Genomic DNA, 20,365 nt, shown 5'->3' on the forward strand with positions numbered 1-20,365 from the left:
GGGAAAGACAGTGAACCAGATGCGTACTTTATTCGCATTGATGCCATGCGTGCTGATTGCGCCAGCCTATGCACAGGATGACACGACGAAACAGGATGAGGGGAGCGATGATGAGATGGTGATTACCGCTTCACGCTCGAACATCCAGCAGCAAAAAGCGCCGCAGGTGGTCACTGTGATTACCAAAGAACAAATCGAGCAGCAGATGCAGGTCACGTCCGACTCGTCGCAGATCCTGAGCAACCTGCTGCCTTCGTTCTCCCCCAGCCGTCAGAAAATGAGCGGCAGTGGTGAAACGTTCCGTGGTCGTGCCGCTTTGGTGATGATTGACGGCATTCCGCAATCAAACCCGCTGCGTCCTACCGGGCGTGAGATGCATACGGTGGACTACTCGATGGTCGAGCGTATCGAAGTCATTCACGGCGCTAATGCCACCAATGGCATGGGCGCGACGGGCGGAGTGATTAATATCATCACGCGTCGACCGGAAAACGGTTCGTTTAATCAGCATGTCAGCGTGCAGACCACGCTCCCGTCCGAGAAAATTCGCGGCGAAACCGCCAGCTATAAAACCACCTATCGGGTTGACGGACGTGAGGACTATCTCGATTACCTGTTCTCGATCGGCTATGAGAATCAGGGGTTATATCTGGACGGCAACAACCGGCCTGTCGGTGTGGATAACACGCAGGGCGATACCATGGATTCGCGGGCTTACGATCTGCTGGCGAAGGTTGGCTATTGGCTGGATAACTATCAGCGAATCCAACTGAGCGTAAATCGCTACCACATTAAAAATGAAAATAACTACCTCAGCGTAGACGGTATCCGCGATCGGGGTATCCCGACGACATCGGTACGCGGCACGCCGCCGGGCGAAGCGCCGAATAACAGTATCTGGACGACGGGATTAACCTATGAACACCACGATCTGCGGGTATGAAGCTGTCCGCACTGGTGTTTAACCAGCGCTATGAAGCGCTGTTTGGGGCGACACAGTCATCGTCATTTCAAGATCCTGCCATTGCTCCAGTCGGAACGCTGTACGATCAGTCCCGCTCGGTTGCCAATAAGTACGGCACCAAGCTGGCGCTGACCAAAGACGACTTACTGGATGACACGCTGAAAGTCACGCTGGGCTTCGATACGCTGTACGATAAGGGCAAGCAGGATCTCTATCTGACCAAACGTACCTACGTGCCGGAGATGGAATACATCAACTATTCGCCGTTTATTCAGGGCGAATATCGACTGCTCGATAACGTCACGCTGCACGCGGGTGTACGTCATGAGATCGCCAAACTCAAGGTCGGTGACTATCAAACGCTGGCATCCAACAATAGCGTGACGGTACAAGGCGGTAGCCCGAAATTTAATGAAACGCTGTATAACGCCGGTATTGTCTATGCGGCGACGGAGTCGCTGAGCCTGTTTGCCAACTACTCGGAAGGGTTTGGCATGCCGGATGTCGGCCGTGCGCTGCGTTCCATCAACCGTACGGGTGTTAGTCTGAAAAATTTTGACGGCTTTAAACCGATAGTGACGGATAACGTCGAGACGGGATTCCGGTTCAAGAAAGATCGTTTCGATCTCGAAGCCAGCTACTATGAGTCGAAATCGAAGCTGGGCGAACGCGTCAGGCAACAAGGCGATGTCTTTGTGTCCGATCGCCAGCGCACGCAGATTCGTGGTGTGGAAGTGAGTGCAGGTTACCAGATTAACCCGCAGCATAAAATTAATGCTTCCTACGCGCACAGTGAAGGCAAGTATGACAGCAATGGTGATGGCAAGGTGGATAAAAAGCTCAATGGCCTGAATATCGCGCCGGATCGCGTCATCGCCAGTTGGTCGGCGAACTGGAATGACCAATGGAGTTCATTCGTGCAGGCAAACTACGCCTTTAGCCGCAGCTTTGACGATGCAGGTATGGCGTTTGATGGCTACCTGCTGATGGATGCGGCGGTGGGGTACAAGCTGCCGTATGGTCGCCTCAACGTCGCGGTGGCGAATCTGCTGGATAAGCAGTACATCACCTACTATTCGCAGGCGGGTCTTGTTAACGATACGCGCTATTTCTCCGGGCGTGGCCGCACGGTAACGCTGGGTTATTCGATTGATTTCTAAGCTTAACCGATTAAATTCTGTCCTCAATTCAGCAACACGGCAGCGCTCTCTGCTGGCCGTGTTGTTGTCTTTTCTGCTGGTGACGCTGGCGCAGGCGGCGGAATCACCGCGTCAGATTCGGCATGCGCTGGGCGTGACCACCGTGGACGGGACGCCGTTACGTATCGTGACGCTGTTTCAGGGGGCGACCGACTCTGCCGTGGCGCTGGGAATCAAGCCGATTGGCGTGGTGGAATCGTGGACGGAGAAACCCATTTATCGCTACCTTCGTCCCGCCTTGCAAGACGTGACGTTGGTCGGGCTGGAAACGCAGCCCAGTCTGGAAACCATTGCGTTACTTAAGCCCGACCTCATCGTGGCCTCCGCTTTCCGGCATGAAAAAATTTACGGCCTGCTGTCGCAGATCGCGCCGACGATTGCGCTGGACAAGGTGTCTGAATTTAAAGAAACGGTACAAATGATGGGGGTGGCGCTGAACAGGGAAGATAAGGCGCGCGCGATGTTATCCCACTGGAAACTACGCGTGGATTCGCTGCGCGATCGGCTGAAAACCCGATTTGGCGAGCGTTGGCCACTTAGCGTTTCCATTCTCGAATTCCGGGAAGATCATCTGCGTCGCTATCTGCCCGCCAGCTTTGCCGGTTCGGTGCTGTCGGAAATCGGGTTTGTCGGGTCGCGACCAGAAAGCGACAGGGTCGGGGTAATGCAAAAGCTCACAAGTAAAGAGAGCATCCCGGTGGTGGACGCCGATCTGTTCTTTATTTTGCTGCGTTCAGACAAGCCAGCGGTGGCGCAGAATTATCGCGACTGGCAGGCGCACCCGCTCTGGCGGCGGCTGCGTGCGCCTCAGCAGCACCAGGTCTATCCGGTGGATAACGTGGCCTGGAGCCTGTCTGGCGGTATGTTGGGGGCGAATCAGATGCTGGACGATATCGAACAACAGCTTGCCGGCGAGGCAGCGCCTGCGGGCAAGCAACCCGATCGCGCTGAGGAGAACGCTACGCGATGAGACAGAGCATCGTGACGGCAGCGGGCATCGCATTGTTGCTGCTGAGTATCATCGCCAGCCTGATGTTAGGGCAGACGACAATTTCGTTAGGCACGGTGTTCAGCGCACTGTTCGATGACAATCCGCAACAGATCGATCAGATATTGGTACTGACGACCCGCCTGTCGCGGACGGTGATGGCTATCGTCGTCGGCGCCAGCCTTGCCGTTGCCGGGGCGCTGATGCAGGCCTTGACGCGTAATCCGCTGGCCTCGCCGGGGATATTTGGCATTAATGCCGGGGCCATGTTTGCTATTGTGCTGCTGTCGTCGCTGTTGACCTTTTCCTCGCAAATCGCGCTGGCGTGGACGGCCTATCTGGGGGCAGCCGTTGCGGGCGTCATGGTATACGCGCTGGGAACGCTGGGCAAGTCCCGTACCAGCCATTTACGCATTGTGCTGGCCGGTGCCGCGATTAGCGCGCTGTTTAATGCGTTTACACAGGCGCTGCTGGTGATCAATCAGGATGGATTGGACAGCATGCTGTTCTGGCTGGCCGGTTCGGTATCCGGGCGCAATCTGTCAATGCTGTTACCGCTGCTACCGTATTTTTTTATCGCGTTATTTCTCGCGCTGCTGCTGGCGCGTCACCTGAATATTCTGGTGGCCGGCGATGAGATCGCTAAAGGGCTGGGGCAGCGTACCGCGCTGGTGCGCGCGCTGTCCGGGCTATGTGTGATTGGTCTGGCGGGCGGCGCGGTCGCCATCGCCGGAAATATCGGTTTTGTCGGGCTGATTGTGCCGCATATGGTGCGCCGCGCGCTGTCTGCCGATCACCGCTGGTTGTTGCCCGGCTGCGCGATTTTCGGTGCCACGCTGTTGCTGCTGGCTGATGTCGTCTCGCGTTTGCTGATTATGCCGCAGGAAGTGCCGGTCGGTGCGATGACTGCGCTGCTCGGCGCACCTTTCTTTATTTATCTGGCGAGAAGGGGAATGCGGCATGGGTAAGGTCTATACCCTGCGCATGGGGCGCATTTCACGCCAGATTGATCTGCGCACGTCCGCAGTAGCGCTCTCGCTTCTGCTGGTGCTGTTAGCCGTGGTGTTCGTCTCGCTGTCGCTGGGGCAGGTGGTGCTGTCTCCCGTGCAGGTGATGTCGGCGCTGCTGGGAAACGCGGATAGCAGCGTGCATTTTATCGTCAATGACCTGCGTTTGCCGCGTGCGCTGCTGGCGCTGCTGGTGGGCGGCGCGCTGGCGATTTCCGGCTTGATTCTGCAAAGCATTGTGCGCAATCCGCTGGCTTCGCCGGATATTCTGGGGATGACCAGCGGGGCCTCGGCGGCGGCGGTTTTCTTCCTCTCGTTTCTGGCGACGGCGATAAGTCAGCGTTGGCTGCCGTTGGCGGCAATGGGTGGGGCGTGGGTGACGGCGATCGCCATCTATCTGCTGGCCTGGAAACAGGGCGCGTCGCCGCTACGACTGGTACTGGTTGGCGTTGGGCTGTCGGCCATCATGGGCGCGGCCGTCACCATGATGCTGGTGTTTAGCCCGATAGGCACCACGCTGACGGCCTATGTGTGGCTGACCGGCAGCATTTATGGCGCGCAGTGGCAGCACGTGTCTGAGCTGGCTGGTTGGTTGTTGCTCGGCGCACCGTTTCTGGTGGGGTTGGCGCGACACGTTAACGTGCATGAGCTGGATGATGCGCTCGCCTGCGGCGTCGGGCAATCCGTCGGGCGCATCCGACTCGCACTGTTAACGCTGAGCGTCGCGCTGGCCGGCGCGGCGATTGCCTATGCGGGGGCGATGGCATTTGTCGGCCTGCTGGCGCCGCATATCGCGAAAAAGCTGGCAAGCCGGTCATTTCCCGGTCTGGCGCTGGTGTCGGCGCTGACGGGCGGATTATTGGTGATGGTGGCCGATTTGATTGGCCGTACGGCGTTCTTACCGTTGGATCTGCCTGCCGGCATTTTTATCGCCGTGCTCGGAACACCTTTTTTTATCTATTTATTGCTTCGGCAACGTGACTGAGATTGCAAGATGATGCGAGAGAATGCGCTGCCAACACCCGTATATCCAACTAATGGCGAAGCCATTGCTGGTCAGTCGCTGACGTTGAGTTACGAAAAACAGATCGTGATTGATTCGCTGGATATCGCGCTGCCAGCCCGGAAAATTTCGGTGCTGGTGGGCAGCAACGGCTGCGGTAAGAGCACGTTATTGAAGTCATTTGCCCGTCTGCTGAAACCGACAGGCGGGACGATTATTGTCAACGGGGCGGATATCCATCGGCAATCCACCGTTGAGGTGGCGAAATCGCTGGCGATACTTCCGCAAACGCCGACGGCGCCGGAAGGCCTGACGGTCTATCAACTGGTGAAGATGGGGCGTTACCCGCACCAGTCGTGGCTAAAGCAGTGGTCGGAAACGGATGAAGAAAAAGTGCTTCAGGCGTTGTGCAGTACCGGCGTGCAGGCATTAAAGGATCGTGCGGTGGACTCGCTGTCCGGAGGACAGCGCCAGCGGGTATGGATCGCGATGACGCTGGCGCAGGATACCGATATCGTTTTACTGGATGAGCCGACGACCTACCTCGATCTGGCACATCAGATGGAGGTGCTGGATTTACTCCGCGAATTGAATCTCCGGCAGCAAAAAACCATCGTCATGGTGCTGCATGACTTGAATCTGGCGTGTCGCTATGCGCATCACATGGTGGCCGTGCATAATCGGACCGTATTTGCGCAGGGCAACCCGCGCGATATTCTTACGGAAGCGACGGTGAAAACGGTGTTTAACCTGAATTGCCGCATTATTGACGATCCGTTTTTCGGCACGCCGCTGTGCATTCCATTTGGACGCGACGCGGCGGAGACGGCAGTCGATGTCGGCTAATCGCCTGACGGCGCCGCAGTGGGCGATGCTTTCCGGCACGCTGCAATTAACGGATGCCTCACAGTGCAAAGGGCAGACGAGTTGTCCGAGCCGTAGGATATTAGATCCCGACGATTGCCGCCGACTGCTGGAAGCGCTGACGCCGCCGCTGCTATCGCCCTCGCTCAAGATTACCGCCTCGCTGCTGGCGAAGCGGATCGGGTTTTTGACCACTACCGCCAGCCTGTACGCCATGTCGGTGTATAACAAGAGGCTGAACATGACGTTGGATAACTGCGTGCTGGAATTTGGACATGACCGACAGTGGACATCCACCATGCCGCTTTACGATCTGACGGTGTCCCAGCCGGAATGGGGGATGCGCGACGCATGGCGTGATAGCCTGTTCGATATGCTGTTTGCGCAACACCTGTCGCCAGTCCTGCATTCGCTGTCAGCGGTGTCGGGCGCGCCGCTGCGCATGCTGTGGGAAAATGTCGCGGTGCGGGTGTTTTCATTATACGAACGGCGCATTGAATGGGACGATCCGGCGGCAGTGTGTGCGCCGGGGATGATGTTGGCGCAGCAGGTACAACAGGACTTTGACGCCTTGCTGGCGGCGCCCGGCGAACGTTTCGGCTGTGAGGATAACCCGTTGAAGCCGTTTTTTCGTACAAAAACGTCAGTTCCCGTGGCGGGATGTTCGCTGACCTTTCGCGAGGTGCGTTTTCGCCGCACCTGCTGCTTTTATTACAAGACCTCACAGCCGCAGGAATACTGCCAAAACTGCCCCTTATTGCGCCCCACTAAAAAATAGGCTGATGCAGATAAAAATCCCTTAGTCACCAGAATCTCTGCTACAATCATCGGCAGTCATGCACTGTAGTTGTGCCCGTTCATCGTGGTTGTTGCGTATGTCGTTGTTTTACGTTCATTTTTACGTAAATTATTACGTGAGTTGTTACGTTAATAGTGGCCCGCCAAACCCGTCTTATTGACCCTCTGAAAACTACACCGGCCGTTGTCCGGTCAGAGCGGATCTGGAGTTGTTCTTTTTATGTCATTTGATTCTCTCGGCCTGAGTGCCGATATCCTGCGCGCGATTGACGAACAGGGCTATCGTGACCCGACGCCCGTTCAGCGTCAGGCGATCCCTATTGTGCTGGAAGGGCGCGATTTAATGGCCAGCGCGCAAACAGGAACGGGCAAAACCGCCGGCTTTACGCTGCCGTTGTTGCAGTTGCTGGGCAGTCGTGAAGCGCAGAATAAAGGGAAAGGGCGTCGCCCGGTACGGGCGCTGATCCTGACGCCAACCCGCGAGCTGGCCGCGCAGATTGATGAGAATGTGAAGGCGTACAGCAAATATTTGCGCCTGCGCTCGTTGGTGGTTTTCGGGGGCGTGAGCATTAACCCGCAGATGATGAAACTGCGCGGCGGCGTGGATATTCTGGTAGCGACGCCGGGGCGCCTGCTCGATCTGGAGCATCAAAATGCCGTTGATTTATCACAGATCGAAATTCTGGTGCTGGATGAAGCGGACCGGATGCTGGATATGGGCTTTATTCACGATATCCGTCGTGTACTGGCGAAGCTGCCGGCCAAACGCCAGAATCTGCTGTTTTCCGCCACCTTCTCTGACGAGATCAAGGCGCTGGCGAACAAACTGCTGACCAACCCGGCCTCGGTTGAGGTTGTGCGCCGTAATACACCGTCTGAGCTGGTGACGCAGCACGTACATTTTGTCGATAAACGCCGCAAACGCGAACTGCTGTCGCAGCTGATTGGCGAAAATAACTGGCAGCAGGTACTGGTCTTTACCCGCACGAAACACGGTGCGAATCACCTGGCTGAGCAGTTGGAAAAAGACGGCATCACCGCCGCCGCTATCCACGGGAACAAGAGTCAGGGGGCGCGTACCCGCGCGCTGGCCAATTTCAAAGACGGCACGATCCGCGTGCTGGTCGCGACGGACATCGCGGCGCGCGGTCTGGATATCGACCAGTTGCCACACGTCGTGAACTATGAGCTGCCGAACGTGCCGGAGGACTACGTGCACCGCATTGGTCGCACGGGCCGTGCCGAAGCCACCGGCGAGGCGATTTCTCTGGTGTGTGTCGATGAGCACAAGTTACTGCGTGATATCGAACGTCTGCTGAAGCGTGAGATCCCGCGTATCGCGCTTCCGGGCTATGAGCCGGATCCGTCAATCAAGGCCGAGCCGATTGTGAATGGCCGTCAGGGCAATCGTGGCGGCGGGCGTAACGCCGCACCGCGCGCGCCGGCGGGTGCCGCGCGCAGTCAGTCCGATCGCGGCGAACGGCGTCAAGGCCAGGGCGAGCGCCGTACGACAGACGGTAATCAGGCCCCGCGCAAAACCGGCGGTCACGCTGGAAAAAGCGGCAGTAGCGCCCCGCGTCGTGCACCACGTCAGCCAAATCGATAAGTAAAACAGACAGGGAGCCAATGGCTCCCTGTTTTGTCCCGACAGTGTTTGTGCGTGCATGACAAAACGGGACGAGCACATTGCTGTGCGGTTGGTCTCAATGCATGAGGATAATTTCCTGGGTGATAGTTGACGTTTTACCATTCATCACTACGCTTTATTCAGGCACTTATGCCAGTAAAGAAGAGATTGGGGGATGAGATGAGTGCGAAGTTCGAAATTTTCCGCGGTAAAAACAATCAATTTTACTTTCGTCTTAAGGCAGGAAACGGTGAGCCCATTCTGGCAAGCGAAGGCTATACCACCAAGGCCAGTGCGGAAAACGGCATAGAGTCAGTCAAGGAAAATGCCCCGCACGACGCGCGTTACGAGCGTTTGACGGCCAAAGACGGTTCGCCTTACTTTACGTTGAGGGCGGCAAACCATCAGGTAATTGGACGTAGCGAAACCTACAGCTCCGTATCCGCACGCGACAACGGCATTGAATCGGTGAAAAAGAATGCGCCGGGCGCGCCGACTGTCGATCTGACGGAATAAAGAACGCATTGCGCCCAACCATAAACGCGTTAGGCGCTTTCTTATGAAGCGGCACATCCTACGGCGACGGTGTTGCCCGCCGCTCGCGGTATACGGTTACTCGGCCTCGTCGCCGTAATACAGCTTGCCGATGCGAATGATGTCCCGTCCCTGTGATTTTCGGTGCTTATTGGTGTCGCGCAGCGAGTAGATACAGCCGCAATACTCTTGCTGATAGAAGCGTTCGCGTTTGCTGATTTCGATCATCCGCGCCGAACCGCCGCCTTTACGCCAATTGTAATCCCAGTAACTCACGCCGGGGTACTTCTGTGCGGCGTTGTGCCCACATTCGTTAATTTGCTGCATGTTCTTCCAGCGGGATATCCCCAGCGAACTGGAAATGACGCTAAACCCATTCTCAGCCGCATACAGCGCAGTGCGCTCGAAGCGCATATCGAAGCACATCGTGCAGCGAACGCCACGTTCTGGCTCCCACTCCATCCCTTTCGCGCGCTCGAACCAGTTATCCGTGTCGTAATCCGCATCGACGAAAGGGACGTTGTGCTGTTCGGCAAAACGAATATTTTCCTCTTTGCGGATCAGGTACTCGCGCTGCGGGTGGATGTTGGGGTTATAAAAGAAAATAGTGTAGTCGATGCCAGAAGCCGTGATGGCTTCCATGACTTCACCGGAACATGGGGCGCAACAGGAGTGTAACAGCAACTTATCTGCGTTGTTCGGCAGCGTGAGCGTCGGGCGTGTAAAGCCTGCGGTTTTGACAGTCGACATAAGTAATAACTTCGTAGTCCGTTAGCGATATCGATATACAGGTAGTGAATTATTGATGACATGCGGCGATGAAGCAACTTTTGCTGCGCGTCTTCGCTATCTTTCCCGTTGCGTTCCCGGTACATTGACCAGTACCATTCTCTGTTTTTGGGTCAATACTATAACGGTCGTATTATTAACGATCGCATTGTTATCGAGTAGCGTATGCGTGTACTGCTTGCCCCGATGGAAGGGGTTCTCGACTCATTGGTCCGGGAACTGCTGACCGAAGTGAATGATTATGACCTGTGTATTACCGAATTTTTGCGCGTGGTGGATCAGCGTTTGCCGATCAAATCTTTTTATCGTCTTTGTCCTGAGTTGCATCATGCCAGCCGCACGCCGTCGGGTACGCGGGTGCGCGTGCAGTTGCTGGGGCAATATCCGCAGTGGCTGGCAGAGAATGCGGCGCGGGCGGTTGAATTAGGATCGTATGGCGTCGATCTCAACTGTGGTTGCCCGTCGAAACTGGTGAACGGCAGCGGGGGCGGCGCAACGCTGCTAAAAGATCCCGAACTGATTTATCAGGGAGTGAAAGCCATGCGAGAAGCGGTGCCTGCACATTTGCCGGTGACGGTCAAGGTCCGGCTCGGCTGGGATTCCGGCGAGCGGCAATTTGAGATTGCCGACGCGGTACAACAGGCGGGGGCAAGTGAGCTGGTGGTGCATGGCCGCACGAAAGAAGATGGCTATAAAGCCGAGCGCATTAACTGGCAGGCGATAGGGGAGATCCGCCGGCGCCTGCGTATTCCGGTGATCGCCAATGGCGAAATCTGGGACTGGCAAAGCGCGCAGGATTGTATGGCGGTCACGGGCTGCGATGCCATTATGCTGGGACGGGGAGCGCTTAACGTGCCTAATCTCAGCCGCGTGATTAAATATAATGAACCGCGTATGCCGTGGACGGATGTCATGCTGCTGCTACAGAAATATGTGCGGCTGGAAAAACAGGGCGACACCGGAATGTACCACGTTGCGCGCATCAAGCAGTGGCTTGGGTATTTGCGCAAAGAGTATCATGAGGCCAGCGAGCTGTTTCGCGACGTTCGCACGCTGAAAACTTCCGCACAGATCGCGCGGGTCATCGGTGAGTCATCATCGCGAGAGGGGCGCGATGCCGATGGATATCGTCAGTCTTGCGGGCGGTGGTAATACCAAGAGAGGATACCGGGATGGAAAATGAGGCGAACCTGAAATATCGGTATGCGCTTGCCAGACAGCGCGTCGCGCCGGATGCGCCGGTAACGGTACTGCATATAGGTGAACAGCAGACGACGTTTATCTGCGGCGTGTCGCCGCAGCCGTCGGCAACCCTGCATCTGAGCGTTGGTTTTGGCAAGGCGGCGATGGCCGCGTTCAAACATTGTCCTCCAACCCCGTATGAGATGGAGTTGGCGATTATGGCGGTGGAAGAGGCGATCATGCGGATCCGCGATGATATCCCCGTTGGCTCCGCACTGTTTTCTTTCGATCCCGAAGTGATGAGCATCGCACTGATTTCGGAAATAGAAGAAACGGACGAGGGCTGGAGGCTACCGCAGGATGACGTAGAGCGCACATTTAAGCGTCTGGAACGCGTCATTCAGGGCAGTCCGGCAAGCTGGGAAGGGCTGCCGCTGGATAATGCCTTTTCTGCCCGACTGCTTATTTTGCGCGAATTTATGCACCACCACGATTTCGCTTCAGTCCTGATTTTACCTTCAACGGCATTTGTCCCGTGAAGCGCTAGCGGTTTTTTCCTTCTCGGCTACTATTAACGGCGGCGTGCGTCCGGCGTGAAATTCGCCGTAGCATCCTGATGGGATTGAGCACAGGATGCCCGACATTGTGCGTAATAACACGATAAAATGAAGGCGGCAGTCAGTAAGGTACGACAGGATGTCGTTTGCAAAATAGGGAGGCGGTGAGTAAGGCGACTAAAGTCAGCGCCTCTATGATTTATTTTTCGGATGTCTGAATCATTACTCCCTTGAATTTCCGTACGTCAGTGTAATAAAAATACTGAATGGCGTGGCGGAGGGAGATTTTAATTTCAGGTAATCCAGTAAGGGGAAAGAAATGGCTGAACATTTTACAGGGAAATATGAAGTTGAACTAAAATTCCGCATCGAGGATATCGTGATTTTCAGAAATACGCTCTTCAGTCTTCATCCTGAAGCGTTTGTATTTGAAAATAAAGAACACGATGTTTATTACGATGATGAACAGAATAGGCTGCAACGGCAGAATATCAAGATGCTGGTGCGCCGTATGGAGCCATCGGGCATTAAACTGTGGATTATCAAAGGCCCAGCGGCGGAGCGCTGCGAGGCGGTTAACGTCGAGGCTTTTGAAAAGACGGACAGCATGTTACAGACGTTAGGGTATAAGCCGCTTTTTGAAATTCAGAAAACCCGCAGCATCTATTTCTTGAATGATTTTCATATTACGCTTGATTATATTGAGTCCCTTGGGCACTTCGTGGAAATATCCCTCATGACGGATGATGAAACGCAGTTGGACGCGCTCAGAGATCGGTGTATAGAATGTGCGCTACGGCTTGGCTTATCGCTGGATAATATTGAAATGAAATCGTACTATCAATTATTAGGTTTTAATTTTTTGTTATCTTCTGGTTGTTGAATGGTGTTTTATTGTTTGAATTTGTGTAGGGAAATAATGAAAAAATCTATTCCGGCGGTGTTAATTGCGTTGATGATGAGTTTTCCCCTGTCTGTTTACAGCAGTGAGGTCGCGCAATATAAAGACGGTACTTACACCGGCAAAGCGCAGGGTAAGGCCGCGGAAATTGTGGTCTCCGTCAGCATTAAAGACGGTAAGATCGTAAACGCAGAGGTGCTGGAACACGGCGATACCAAAGCGATGATGCTGAGCGCGATGGATCACATTGTGCCAGACCTGATCGAAAAGCAGGACATCAATAAAGTGGATGCGGTAACGGGCGCGACATTATCGAGCCAGGGGGTCATTAACGCAGTGAAACAGGCGTTAGAACAGGCAAAACCGTAAGTGAACGGGTGCTTGTCCCGTCGCTGCTGAACAAGGCGTTATTTTACCGTGGAAAACCTGCCAGCCATTTTGCGTTACACCCCTTATTGGGTTTGGGGCGTATTGGCTTATCTGCTGTATGCCGGCGTCAGCGCTAGCCGGCCAAGGCTGCAATCACCGGCGCGTATGCTGGTTGTGCCGACGGCTTTTATGGTATGGGGCGTGAGCGCGATTTTCCATTCGCGGCTGCTCCCGTTTGCGGCGACGGGGGGATTTCTGCTGGCGTTGGCGGTTGGGCTGGGTATTGGATGGAAAACGGGGATCGCGTCAGGGACTTATCAGCCGGAAGCGCGCTGTTTTCAGCGTACCGGGTCGTGGTGGCCCTTGCTCTTGATGTTGCTGACATTTTTTTCCCGCTTCTGTTTTTCCGTCCAGTTGGTCAGGTTCCCTGCGTTAGCGCTCGATCCCGCGTTCTGCCTGTTGTCCGGCGCGGCGAGTGGAATTACCGCCGGGATATTTAGTGGCGTTAGCCTGCGGTTGCTCAACGAGATGCGGAAAACAAACGCGGCTTTCAGCCGTCGCGTGTGAAAACAGTCTCTTGCCAGAACAGTCTGTCAACATTTGTCACAAAGCTTTCTCCGCGGCATGAGTGCGCGGAAAAGGGCGGTAAATTATAATGCCGAGGCCTTTCCCTTTCTTTTAACAGAACACTGTTTACGCGATTGAAATGACGAAAAATTTTAAGCTTTCACTTTTTGGCCTGTTGATGCTTTCAACCCATACCCTGATGTTGCCGCTGGCCGCGGCTAAGGCGCCGACGTATTCCGCCGGCGCAGCACATCAGGAAATCGCCTCCGGTAGCGCCATGGTCGTCGACCTGCGTGATAATCATATCCTCTATTCCAGCAATCCTGACGTAGTGGTGCCCATTGCCTCGGTGACGAAGCTGATGACCGCGCTGGTCGTGCTGGAGGCCAACCAGCCGTTGGACGAAATCATTTCTGTGGATATCAGTCAGACGAAAGAAATGAAAGGGGTGTATTCGCGCGTTCGCCTGAACAGTGAAATCCGCCGCCGTGACATGTTGCTGCTGGCGCTGATGTCATCCGAAAACCGTGCGGCGGCCAGTCTGGCGCACCACTATCCGGGCGGCTATCAGGCGTTCATCCATGCGATGAATGCCAAAGCCCGCGCGCTGGGTATGACCCACACTCGTTTCGTGGAGCCGACCGGCCTGTCCATCCATAACGTCTCGACCGCGCGCGATCTCATCAAACTCCTGATTGCCAGCAAGCACTATCCCTTGCTGAGCGAGCTGAGTACGACGCAGGAGAAGACGGCGACGTTCTCTCATCCGACGTACAGTCTGCCGTTCAGAAACACGAACCATCTGGTCTACAACGCGGATTGGCGCATTCAGCTTACGAAAACCGGGTTTACGAATCAGGCCGGGCATTGTCTGGTCATGCGTACGGTCATTAATCAACGGCCTGTTGCGCTGGTGGTTCTGGACGCGTTCGGAAAGTATACGCACTTTGCGGATGCCAACCGTCTGCGTAAGTGGATGGAAACCGGTAAAGTCAGCGCGGTGCCCGCCGCGGCCCTGAGCTATAAAAAACAGAAAGCGCTCGCTTCTCGTCAACCGCAGAGTATGGCGAGCACTGAGACCGAATAAAGCCGTTTTCCCTTCCTGATTCAGGAAGGGAAAGCGTTGGCGCGGCTACTCGCGAGCGCGCAAATCCTCAATGATTTCACCCGCATTGCTGACCTCTTTTTCGTGCTCGGCTTCGCGCCAGATCTCCGCCAGCGCGTCCTGTCGCCACTGCTGCATCGCGGGCTGCGCCAACAGATGTTTGTAATAGGCGGCTGCTTGTGGTGAGACGGGAAGCTGATAGGTGTTGATGCGGAAAACCACGGGCGCGAAAAAGGCATCAACCGCCGAAAAGTGTTTCCCCGCCAGAAACGGCCCGCCAAATCGCGTTAATCCTTCCTGCCATAGTTCGTTGATACGGTTAATATCCTGATCAAGCGCGGGAGATATCGTCTTCATCTTGACGCGCACGCCGCAGCTCATGGCGCAGGCGTTACGTAATGCGGTAAAGCCGGAATGCATTTCGGCTGCGGCACAGCGCGCCCAGGCACGGGCTTTGGTATCGGCTGGCCAAACGCCCGGATGCCGTTCCGCCAGATATTCGGTGATTGCCAGGGAGTCCCAGACGGTGGTTTCGCCATCTATCAGGCAGGGGACTTTGGCCGTCGGTGAAAAGGTTTTAAAAGATGGTTGTGTGATGCCGGGCGCAAAGACGACCTGCTTTTCTTCAAAAGAAATAGATAAGGTTTTCAACAGCAACCACGGACGCAGTGACCAGGAGGAGTAGTTTTTATTGGCGATATATAACTGATACATCTCTGAGGCTCCTTGTGTGAATGACGCGTTAGCATTAGCACGAAAGAGGGCGGAAATCATCCTCTGTACCGACGCTTGCCCGCCTGTTTGGACGGCGCTCGCGGGATGCTGGCGGCAGAAAAAAACGGTAAAAAGGCGTTATGCGTGTCGTATAGCATAATTCTTGCGGTTTTTAGTCAATGAAATACCAATAAATGCACTATATTACGCGCTGTGCATTTAAGTACGTCGGTACGACAGCCATTATCGGGATGCCTTATTACGTTAAGGCGAGCAGACGTTTTCCGTCTTGTCAGAGAAGGGATGCGACCGTCGAAATCTTTCACCTGTCTGGTGCTTCAGCGCGTTGTACTGATCTGACGCCGGGATTAACTGGGTTTTTATAACGAATGACATGGCTTACTTCACTGACGATAGCCATCGGGCTTGTTTGTCATCCGGTGGTTGCGCAAGCATTGACGCCTGCGTCTGCATCTATATCGCCTGCACATCAGCAACGCGACGCGTTTGTCACGGATCTCCTGAAAAAAATGACGCTGGAAGAGAAGGTCGGTCAGCTCCGATTAATCAGCGTCGGTACGGATAACCCGAAAGAAGCCATCCGGGAAATGATCAGAAAGGGTCAGGTTGGCGCGATTTTTAATACGGTGACTCGCCCGGATATTCGGGCGATGCAGGATCAGGTAATGCAGCTCAGCCGCCTGAAAATCCCGCTGTTTTTTGCCTACGATGTGGTACACGGCCATCGCACGATTTTCCCGATTGCGCTGGGACTGGCTTCCAGTTGGGATATGGCAGCGATTGCGAAAAGCGCGCGGGTGTCGGCGTATGAAGCGACGGAAGACGGTCTGAACATGACCTGGGCGCCGATGGTGGATATCACCCGCGATCCGCGCTGGGGGCGCGTGTCGGAAGGTTTCGGTGAAGATACCTGGCTGACCAGCAAGATTGCCGGAGTAGTCGTGAAGGCCTTCCAAGGTGACAACGTCACCGGCCGCCACTCGCTCATGACCAGCGTAAAACACTACGCGCTCTACGGCGCGGTGGAAGGTGGGCGCGACTATAACACGGTGGACATGAGCCCACAGCGTATGTTTCAGGACTATATGCCGCCGTACAAAGCGGCGATTGACGCCGGTAGCAGCGGCGTGATGGTCGCGCTGAACTCAATCAACGGTACGCCAGCCACCTCAAACCGCTGGTTGCTGAAAGATATCCTGCGCGATCAGTGGCATTTTCAGGGGATTACCATTACCGATCACGGCGCGATTAAAGAGCTGATTAAGCACGGCGTAGCCAGCGACCCGCGTGATGCCTCACGTCTGGCGGTGAAATCCGGTATCGGGATGAGCATGAGCGACGAGTATTTTGTGCGCTATCTGCCGGAGCTGGTGAAAAGCGGGGCGGTGAGTATGCAGGAAATTGATGATGCCTGCCGTCAGGTGCTGAACGTGAAATACGATATGGGATTGTTTGACGATCCCTATCGTCATTTGGGGCCGGCCGGATCTGACCCGGCGGATACCAATGCAGAAAGCCGCTTACATCGTCTGGAGGCGCGTGACGTCGCGCGCAAGAGTCTGGTGCTGTTGAAAAACCGCCTGCAAACGCTGCCGCTGAAAAAACAGGGGACGATTGCGGTCGTCGGGCCGCTGGCCGACAGCCAGCGTGACACTATGGGAAGCTGGTCGGCGGCGGGTGTGGTAAAACAGACGATCACGGTTTATCAGGGCATCAAAAACGCCGTCGGTGATAAGGCTACCCTTCTTTATGCCAAGGGCGCCAACGTCAGCAATCACAAGGGCATTATCGATTTTCTGAACCTGTATGAAGACGCCGTTCAGGTGGATACGCGTTCGCCGCAGGTCATGATTGACGAAGCCGTTCAGGTTGCGAAGAAGGCGGATGTCGTTGTTGCCGTGGTCGGCGAAGCGGCCGGGATGGCGCATGAAGCTTCCAGCCGTTCGAATATCGTCCTGCCGCAAAGCCAGCGCGACCTGATCGCGGCGCTGAAAGCGACGGGCAAACCGCTGGTGCTGGTGTTGATGAACGGTCGTCCTTTGGCGCTGGTGCGTGAAGATCAACAGGCCGATGCGCTGCTGGAAACCTGGTTCAGCGGCACGGAAGGCGGCAATGCCATCGCCGATGTGCTATTTGGCGATTATAATCCGTCCGGTAAATTGCCGATGTCTTTCCCGCGATCCGTCGGGCAGATCCCGATTTATTACAATCACTTGCCGTCAGGCCGTCCCTACACGCCGGAAAATCCGGGCAAATACACATCCCATTACTATGACGAAGCCAACGGACCGCTCTATCCGTTTGGTTACGGCCTGAGCTATACCACGTTCAGCGTATCGGATGTGCGATTATCCAGCCAGACGATGAAGCGCAATGGGACGGTCGACGCCAGCGTGACGGTCAAAAACACCGGCAGCCGTGCCGGGGAGACCGTGGTGCAACTGTATCTGCACGATGTTGTGGCCTCGATCAGTCGTCCGGTAAAAGCGTTGCAGAGCTTTGAAAAGGTCATGTTGCAGCCGGGCGAGTCCCGCACGGTAACCTTTACTATCGATAAGGATGCGCTGACATTCTACAATGCCCGTATGCAGCAAGTGGTGGAGCCCGGCCAGTTTGATGTCATGATCGGACTGGATTCACAGCGCGTGAAGCGTGGCAGTTTTACCCTGTTATAATGACGTTCACTTCGCCGCCGGTGCCCCCGGCGGCGAAGTGATATGCGTTGTGACTGGCGGAGAGTAAGGTATTACAGGAGGAAGGTATGCCGTTGACTGAGGTTGTACTGGTGGATGAAAATGACAAGCCAACGGGCGTAATGGAAAAGCAGGAAGCGCACATGAAAGGAGCGTTACACCGTGCGATAACCGTCTACATATTTAACTCGCGCCAGCAGTTGCTCTTGCAGCAGCGGGCGGCAGGGAAATATCATAGCGGCGGACTGTGGAGCAACACCTGCTGTAGTCACCCCGCGCCCGGTGAAGGGACGCTACAGGCGGCGCATCGTCGGCTGTATGAAGAAATGGGATTACGTTGTGCGCTGACGCCGATGTTTACGTTGAATTATCGCCTGCCGTTGGATAATGGGCTGATCGAGCATGAATTCGGACACGTGTACTTTGGCGTAACGGATGAAACGCCGCAGCTCAATCCCGATGAAGTATCGGACTACGACTACCAGTCGTTAACGCAGATCGCCGCGCGGATGGCGGCAGTCCCCGACCAGTTTACGTCCTGGTTCCAACTGACTTTCGCGCGAATTCCCAAATACTGGCAGCTTTTTCAGTCAGGCCAGCCGCGCTGATGCGTCTCTCCTGCGCGGCTTCTTTAACGCGGTGGCCGCAGGTTTCAGCCGCCGTGAATGATAATAATGTAGCCCACCAGCATCAGGCCGGAAATGCCTCCCAGCGCAAGCAGAGCAAAGAGGCCGATAATACCGATTTTGCGAAGAGTCATCAGGTTATCCTTTTGTTAATTGCCCCGAATTATAAAGCCTTCCCTCTGTGAAACAAGGTCGACGCGTTTCTCTCGTTTCAATGCGCCTCATTACCGGAATAACAGCAACAGACCGAAAAACATCAGAATGACCCCGGCTCCGCGCTCAATCGGGTTGATCCAGCGCGTTAAACGCAGTTGAACCCACGGACGCGCGATCAGCGCGGCGATCAACAGGTCCCACACCAGAACGACGGAGAACATCCAGCTACCGCAGACGAGTTGCTGTATCGGCGTCACGTTTTGCCCAAGAATACTGGTCATCAGGCTGATGTAGAACAGCATGTTTTTGGGATTCAACAGCGCCGAACCGAGCCCCAGCAGGAGTTGTTGACGCAGTGTCGGGCACTGGGCGGACTGTTGTTCCGCCTGTAACGATAGCGCTGAACGACTTTTCACTAACTGATAGCCAATCCAGATCAGATAAGCCGCCCCGCCTGATTTGATGACGGTAAACAGCGTGGGCGAGTGCTGAATGCCGGCCCAGCCCAGCGCCGCCAGCAGGATGTAAATGCCGTTGCCCAGTGCGATGCCCAGACAAATTCCCGCGCTGCCGCGTAGCCGGTAGCGAATGGCATAGGCTGTTAGCAGAAAGAAGTCCGGGCCTGGACTCAGTAGCGCCACAAAATGCGCCAGCGCGAGAGCAGGAAAATGGGCGGGAAAGAGTGCGTCGGTGGAAAAAAGGGAACTGGTGAGCGGGGGGATGATCGACATCGTATTTCTGGCCTCGATAAATAATCGAGGCCAGTCTAGACAAGGCGTTCTGCTATTTATTGTCAAATATTGATCGCGCGTACTGACCCGGCGTCGCGGCAGTGTATTGCACAAAGGTTTTGTGGAAATGGCTTTGATCGCAGAAGCCGCTCTGATAGCTGGCATCAACCAGCGGCGTGCCTTGCTTCAGTAGCGATTTGGCATACTCAATGCGGGCATTATTAAGGAATGCCATCGGTGTTATACCGGTATCGCGACGAAACTGGCGCACAAGGGTTTCACGTCGCAGGTTGAGCTCCTCTGCCAGCGTTTCCAGCGAGGGCGCCGCCTGTAAATTGTTCAGCAGGCGTTCACGTATGTGGCGAGTGGTGGTTTGCGACGCATGAGGCGGCAATGCGGGTAAACGGGTTGGCGCCGGCAGGCAGTATTGTCGCCAAATAGGGAGCAGCATCGCGTTGAGCTGACGATCCGCCGAGGCGATGTCTCCCCGATGCAGCAAGGCAATGACATGTTGATAATGCGTGAATCGTGCGGGATCGCGTAAGACGACGCAGTTGCAATACAGAGTATCGACCTGATAACCACAATGCGCGGCGATCTGATCGCGGCACCATTCGGCATCCAGATAAAGCATATGATAACTGCGTGTTTTGCCGGGCAATGGATTACAGCTGTGCGGCTGTTGGGGATCGATAAAAATCAAATCGCCGGCCTGTAAGTGGTGAACATTGTTACGGTAATGGCATCGCGTCTCGCCTTGCACTATCGCCCCAATCGAGAATTGCGTATGGCTGTGTGTTTTGTAAGCAAGGCTGCTGTTGTGCGTGCTGCGGCTTTCAACATGCGGTAACCGCGGCGAAAACCAGTAGGATTGGTTAATGGCGTGGACCGAAGACATAGTATACCGCTCACGATAACGACAGAGGGTTTTTACCCTAATCGCTGGCGGGGAAATTGTCGAGGCCGGGAT

Annotated in this window: 20 protein-coding genes and 1 pseudogene; 16 read left to right on the top strand and 5 right to left on the bottom strand. The window is 55.2% G+C overall.

The window, feature by feature from the left end; translation table 11 throughout:
* Positions 1 to 19: 19 nt before the first annotated feature.
* From EDC54_RS03955 to EDC54_RS03990, 8 genes and pseudogenes are all read left to right on the top strand, one after another.
* Positions 20 to 2,124 (top strand): annotated as a pseudogene (locus EDC54_RS03955) (TonB-dependent receptor).
* Positions 2,114 to 3,133: an ABC transporter substrate-binding protein gene (locus EDC54_RS03960; protein WP_132453398.1), complete on the top strand. Its 1,020-nt coding sequence runs from the start codon at positions 2,114 to 2,116 to the stop codon at positions 3,131 to 3,133. The pseudogene EDC54_RS03955 and the gene EDC54_RS03960 overlap by 11 nt, the downstream one beginning before the upstream one ends.
* Complete coding sequence (locus tag EDC54_RS03965; RefSeq protein ID WP_132453400.1) at positions 3,130 to 4,119, top strand: FecCD family ABC transporter permease; 990 nt, start codon at positions 3,130 to 3,132, stop codon at positions 4,117 to 4,119. Before EDC54_RS03960 ends, EDC54_RS03965 begins: the two co-directional genes overlap by 4 nt.
* On the top strand, positions 4,112 to 5,143 hold the full coding sequence (locus tag EDC54_RS03970) for a FecCD family ABC transporter permease (RefSeq protein ID WP_132453402.1): 1,032 nt from the start codon (positions 4,112 to 4,114) through the stop codon (positions 5,141 to 5,143). The genes EDC54_RS03965 and EDC54_RS03970 overlap by 8 nt, the downstream gene beginning before the upstream one ends.
* 12 nt (positions 5,144 to 5,155) lie before the next feature.
* On the top strand, positions 5,156 to 6,007 hold the full coding sequence (locus EDC54_RS03975) for an ABC transporter ATP-binding protein (protein WP_132453672.1): 852 nt from the start codon (positions 5,156 to 5,158) through the stop codon (positions 6,005 to 6,007).
* Positions 5,997 to 6,803 (top strand): IucA/IucC family C-terminal-domain containing protein, encoded by an 807-nt coding sequence (locus EDC54_RS03980; protein WP_132453404.1) that lies wholly within the window; start codon positions 5,997 to 5,999, stop codon positions 6,801 to 6,803. Before EDC54_RS03975 ends, EDC54_RS03980 begins: the two co-directional genes overlap by 11 nt.
* Before the next feature lie 240 nt (positions 6,804 to 7,043).
* Positions 7,044 to 8,429, top strand: a complete 1,386-nt coding sequence (gene rhlE, locus EDC54_RS03985) for an ATP-dependent RNA helicase RhlE (protein ID WP_132453406.1) — start codon at positions 7,044 to 7,046, stop codon at positions 8,427 to 8,429.
* Between the two features lie 201 nt (positions 8,430 to 8,630).
* Positions 8,631 to 8,966 carry a YegP family protein gene (locus tag EDC54_RS03990; RefSeq protein WP_132453408.1) on the top strand — a complete coding sequence of 112 codons (336 nt, stop codon included), beginning with the start codon at positions 8,631 to 8,633 and terminating at the stop codon, positions 8,964 to 8,966.
* Between the two features lie 96 nt (positions 8,967 to 9,062).
* On the opposite strand, the gene EDC54_RS03995 is transcribed toward EDC54_RS03990, so the two are convergent.
* On the bottom strand, positions 9,063 to 9,734 hold the full coding sequence (locus tag EDC54_RS03995) for an epoxyqueuosine reductase QueH (protein WP_132453410.1): 672 nt from the start codon (positions 9,732 to 9,734) through the stop codon (positions 9,063 to 9,065).
* 204 nt (positions 9,735 to 9,938) lie between these two features.
* On the opposite strand from EDC54_RS03995, the gene dusC reads away from it, so the two are divergent.
* The 6 genes from dusC (at position 9,939) to pbpG (ending at position 14,436) form a co-directional block, all read left to right on the top strand.
* Positions 9,939 to 10,925, top strand: coding sequence for a tRNA dihydrouridine(16) synthase DusC (gene dusC / locus EDC54_RS04000; protein ID WP_132453412.1), 987 nt, complete (start codon positions 9,939 to 9,941; stop codon positions 10,923 to 10,925).
* Between the two features lie 20 nt (positions 10,926 to 10,945).
* Positions 10,946 to 11,494: a hypothetical protein gene (locus EDC54_RS04005; protein ID WP_132453414.1), complete on the top strand. Its 549-nt coding sequence runs from the start codon at positions 10,946 to 10,948 to the stop codon at positions 11,492 to 11,494.
* A 337-nt stretch (positions 11,495 to 11,831) separates the two neighbouring features.
* Positions 11,832 to 12,395 carry a class IV adenylate cyclase gene (gene cyaB, locus EDC54_RS04010; protein WP_132453416.1) on the top strand — a complete coding sequence of 188 codons (564 nt, stop codon included), beginning with the start codon at positions 11,832 to 11,834 and terminating at the stop codon, positions 12,393 to 12,395.
* A gap of 36 nt (positions 12,396 to 12,431) precedes the next feature.
* Positions 12,432 to 12,782 carry an FMN-binding protein gene (locus tag EDC54_RS04015; protein WP_132453417.1) on the top strand — a complete coding sequence of 117 codons (351 nt, stop codon included), beginning with the start codon at positions 12,432 to 12,434 and terminating at the stop codon, positions 12,780 to 12,782.
* A gap of 48 nt (positions 12,783 to 12,830) precedes the next feature.
* The gene (locus EDC54_RS04020) at positions 12,831 to 13,349 is read left to right on the top strand and encodes a DUF6622 family protein (protein ID WP_132453419.1); all 519 of its coding nucleotides are present in this window, start codon (positions 12,831 to 12,833) and stop codon (positions 13,347 to 13,349) included.
* 139 nt (positions 13,350 to 13,488) lie between these two features.
* Positions 13,489 to 14,436 carry a D-alanyl-D-alanine endopeptidase gene (gene pbpG, locus EDC54_RS04025; RefSeq protein ID WP_132453421.1) on the top strand — a complete coding sequence of 316 codons (948 nt, stop codon included), beginning with the start codon at positions 13,489 to 13,491 and terminating at the stop codon, positions 14,434 to 14,436.
* 45 nt (positions 14,437 to 14,481) lie between these two features.
* On the opposite strand, the gene EDC54_RS04030 is transcribed toward pbpG, so the two are convergent.
* Positions 14,482 to 15,168, bottom strand: coding sequence for a glutathione S-transferase family protein (locus EDC54_RS04030; RefSeq protein ID WP_132453423.1), 687 nt, complete (start codon positions 15,166 to 15,168; stop codon positions 14,482 to 14,484).
* A gap of 389 nt (positions 15,169 to 15,557) precedes the next feature.
* Between EDC54_RS04030 and bglX the strand changes: the two genes are divergently transcribed.
* Complete coding sequence (gene bglX, locus EDC54_RS04035) at positions 15,558 to 17,864, top strand: beta-glucosidase BglX (RefSeq protein ID WP_132453425.1); 2,307 nt, start codon at positions 15,558 to 15,560, stop codon at positions 17,862 to 17,864.
* Between the two features lie 86 nt (positions 17,865 to 17,950).
* A complete protein-coding gene (gene idi / locus EDC54_RS04040) occupies positions 17,951 to 18,490 on the top strand; it encodes an isopentenyl-diphosphate Delta-isomerase (RefSeq protein WP_132453427.1) in 540 nt (179 codons plus the stop codon).
* Positions 18,491 to 18,534: 44 nt separating this feature from the next.
* Here idi and EDC54_RS18280 read toward each other — a convergent pair whose 3' ends face one another.
* The 3 genes from EDC54_RS18280 to EDC54_RS04050 form a co-directional block, all read right to left on the bottom strand.
* A complete protein-coding gene (locus EDC54_RS18280) occupies positions 18,535 to 18,642 on the bottom strand; it encodes a hypothetical protein (protein ID WP_230514451.1) in 108 nt (35 codons plus the stop codon).
* A 90-nt stretch (positions 18,643 to 18,732) separates the two neighbouring features.
* Complete coding sequence (locus tag EDC54_RS04045; RefSeq protein ID WP_132453429.1) at positions 18,733 to 19,395, bottom strand: LysE family translocator; 663 nt, start codon at positions 19,393 to 19,395, stop codon at positions 18,733 to 18,735.
* A 52-nt stretch (positions 19,396 to 19,447) separates the two neighbouring features.
* On the bottom strand, positions 19,448 to 20,293 hold the full coding sequence (locus EDC54_RS04050; protein WP_132453431.1) for a helix-turn-helix domain-containing protein: 846 nt from the start codon (positions 20,291 to 20,293) through the stop codon (positions 19,448 to 19,450).
* Positions 20,294 to 20,365 lie beyond the last annotated feature (72 nt).

It is taken from the genome of Samsonia erythrinae, assembly GCF_004342665.1.
Classification (GTDB): Bacteria; Pseudomonadota; Gammaproteobacteria; order Enterobacterales; family Enterobacteriaceae; genus Samsonia; species Samsonia erythrinae.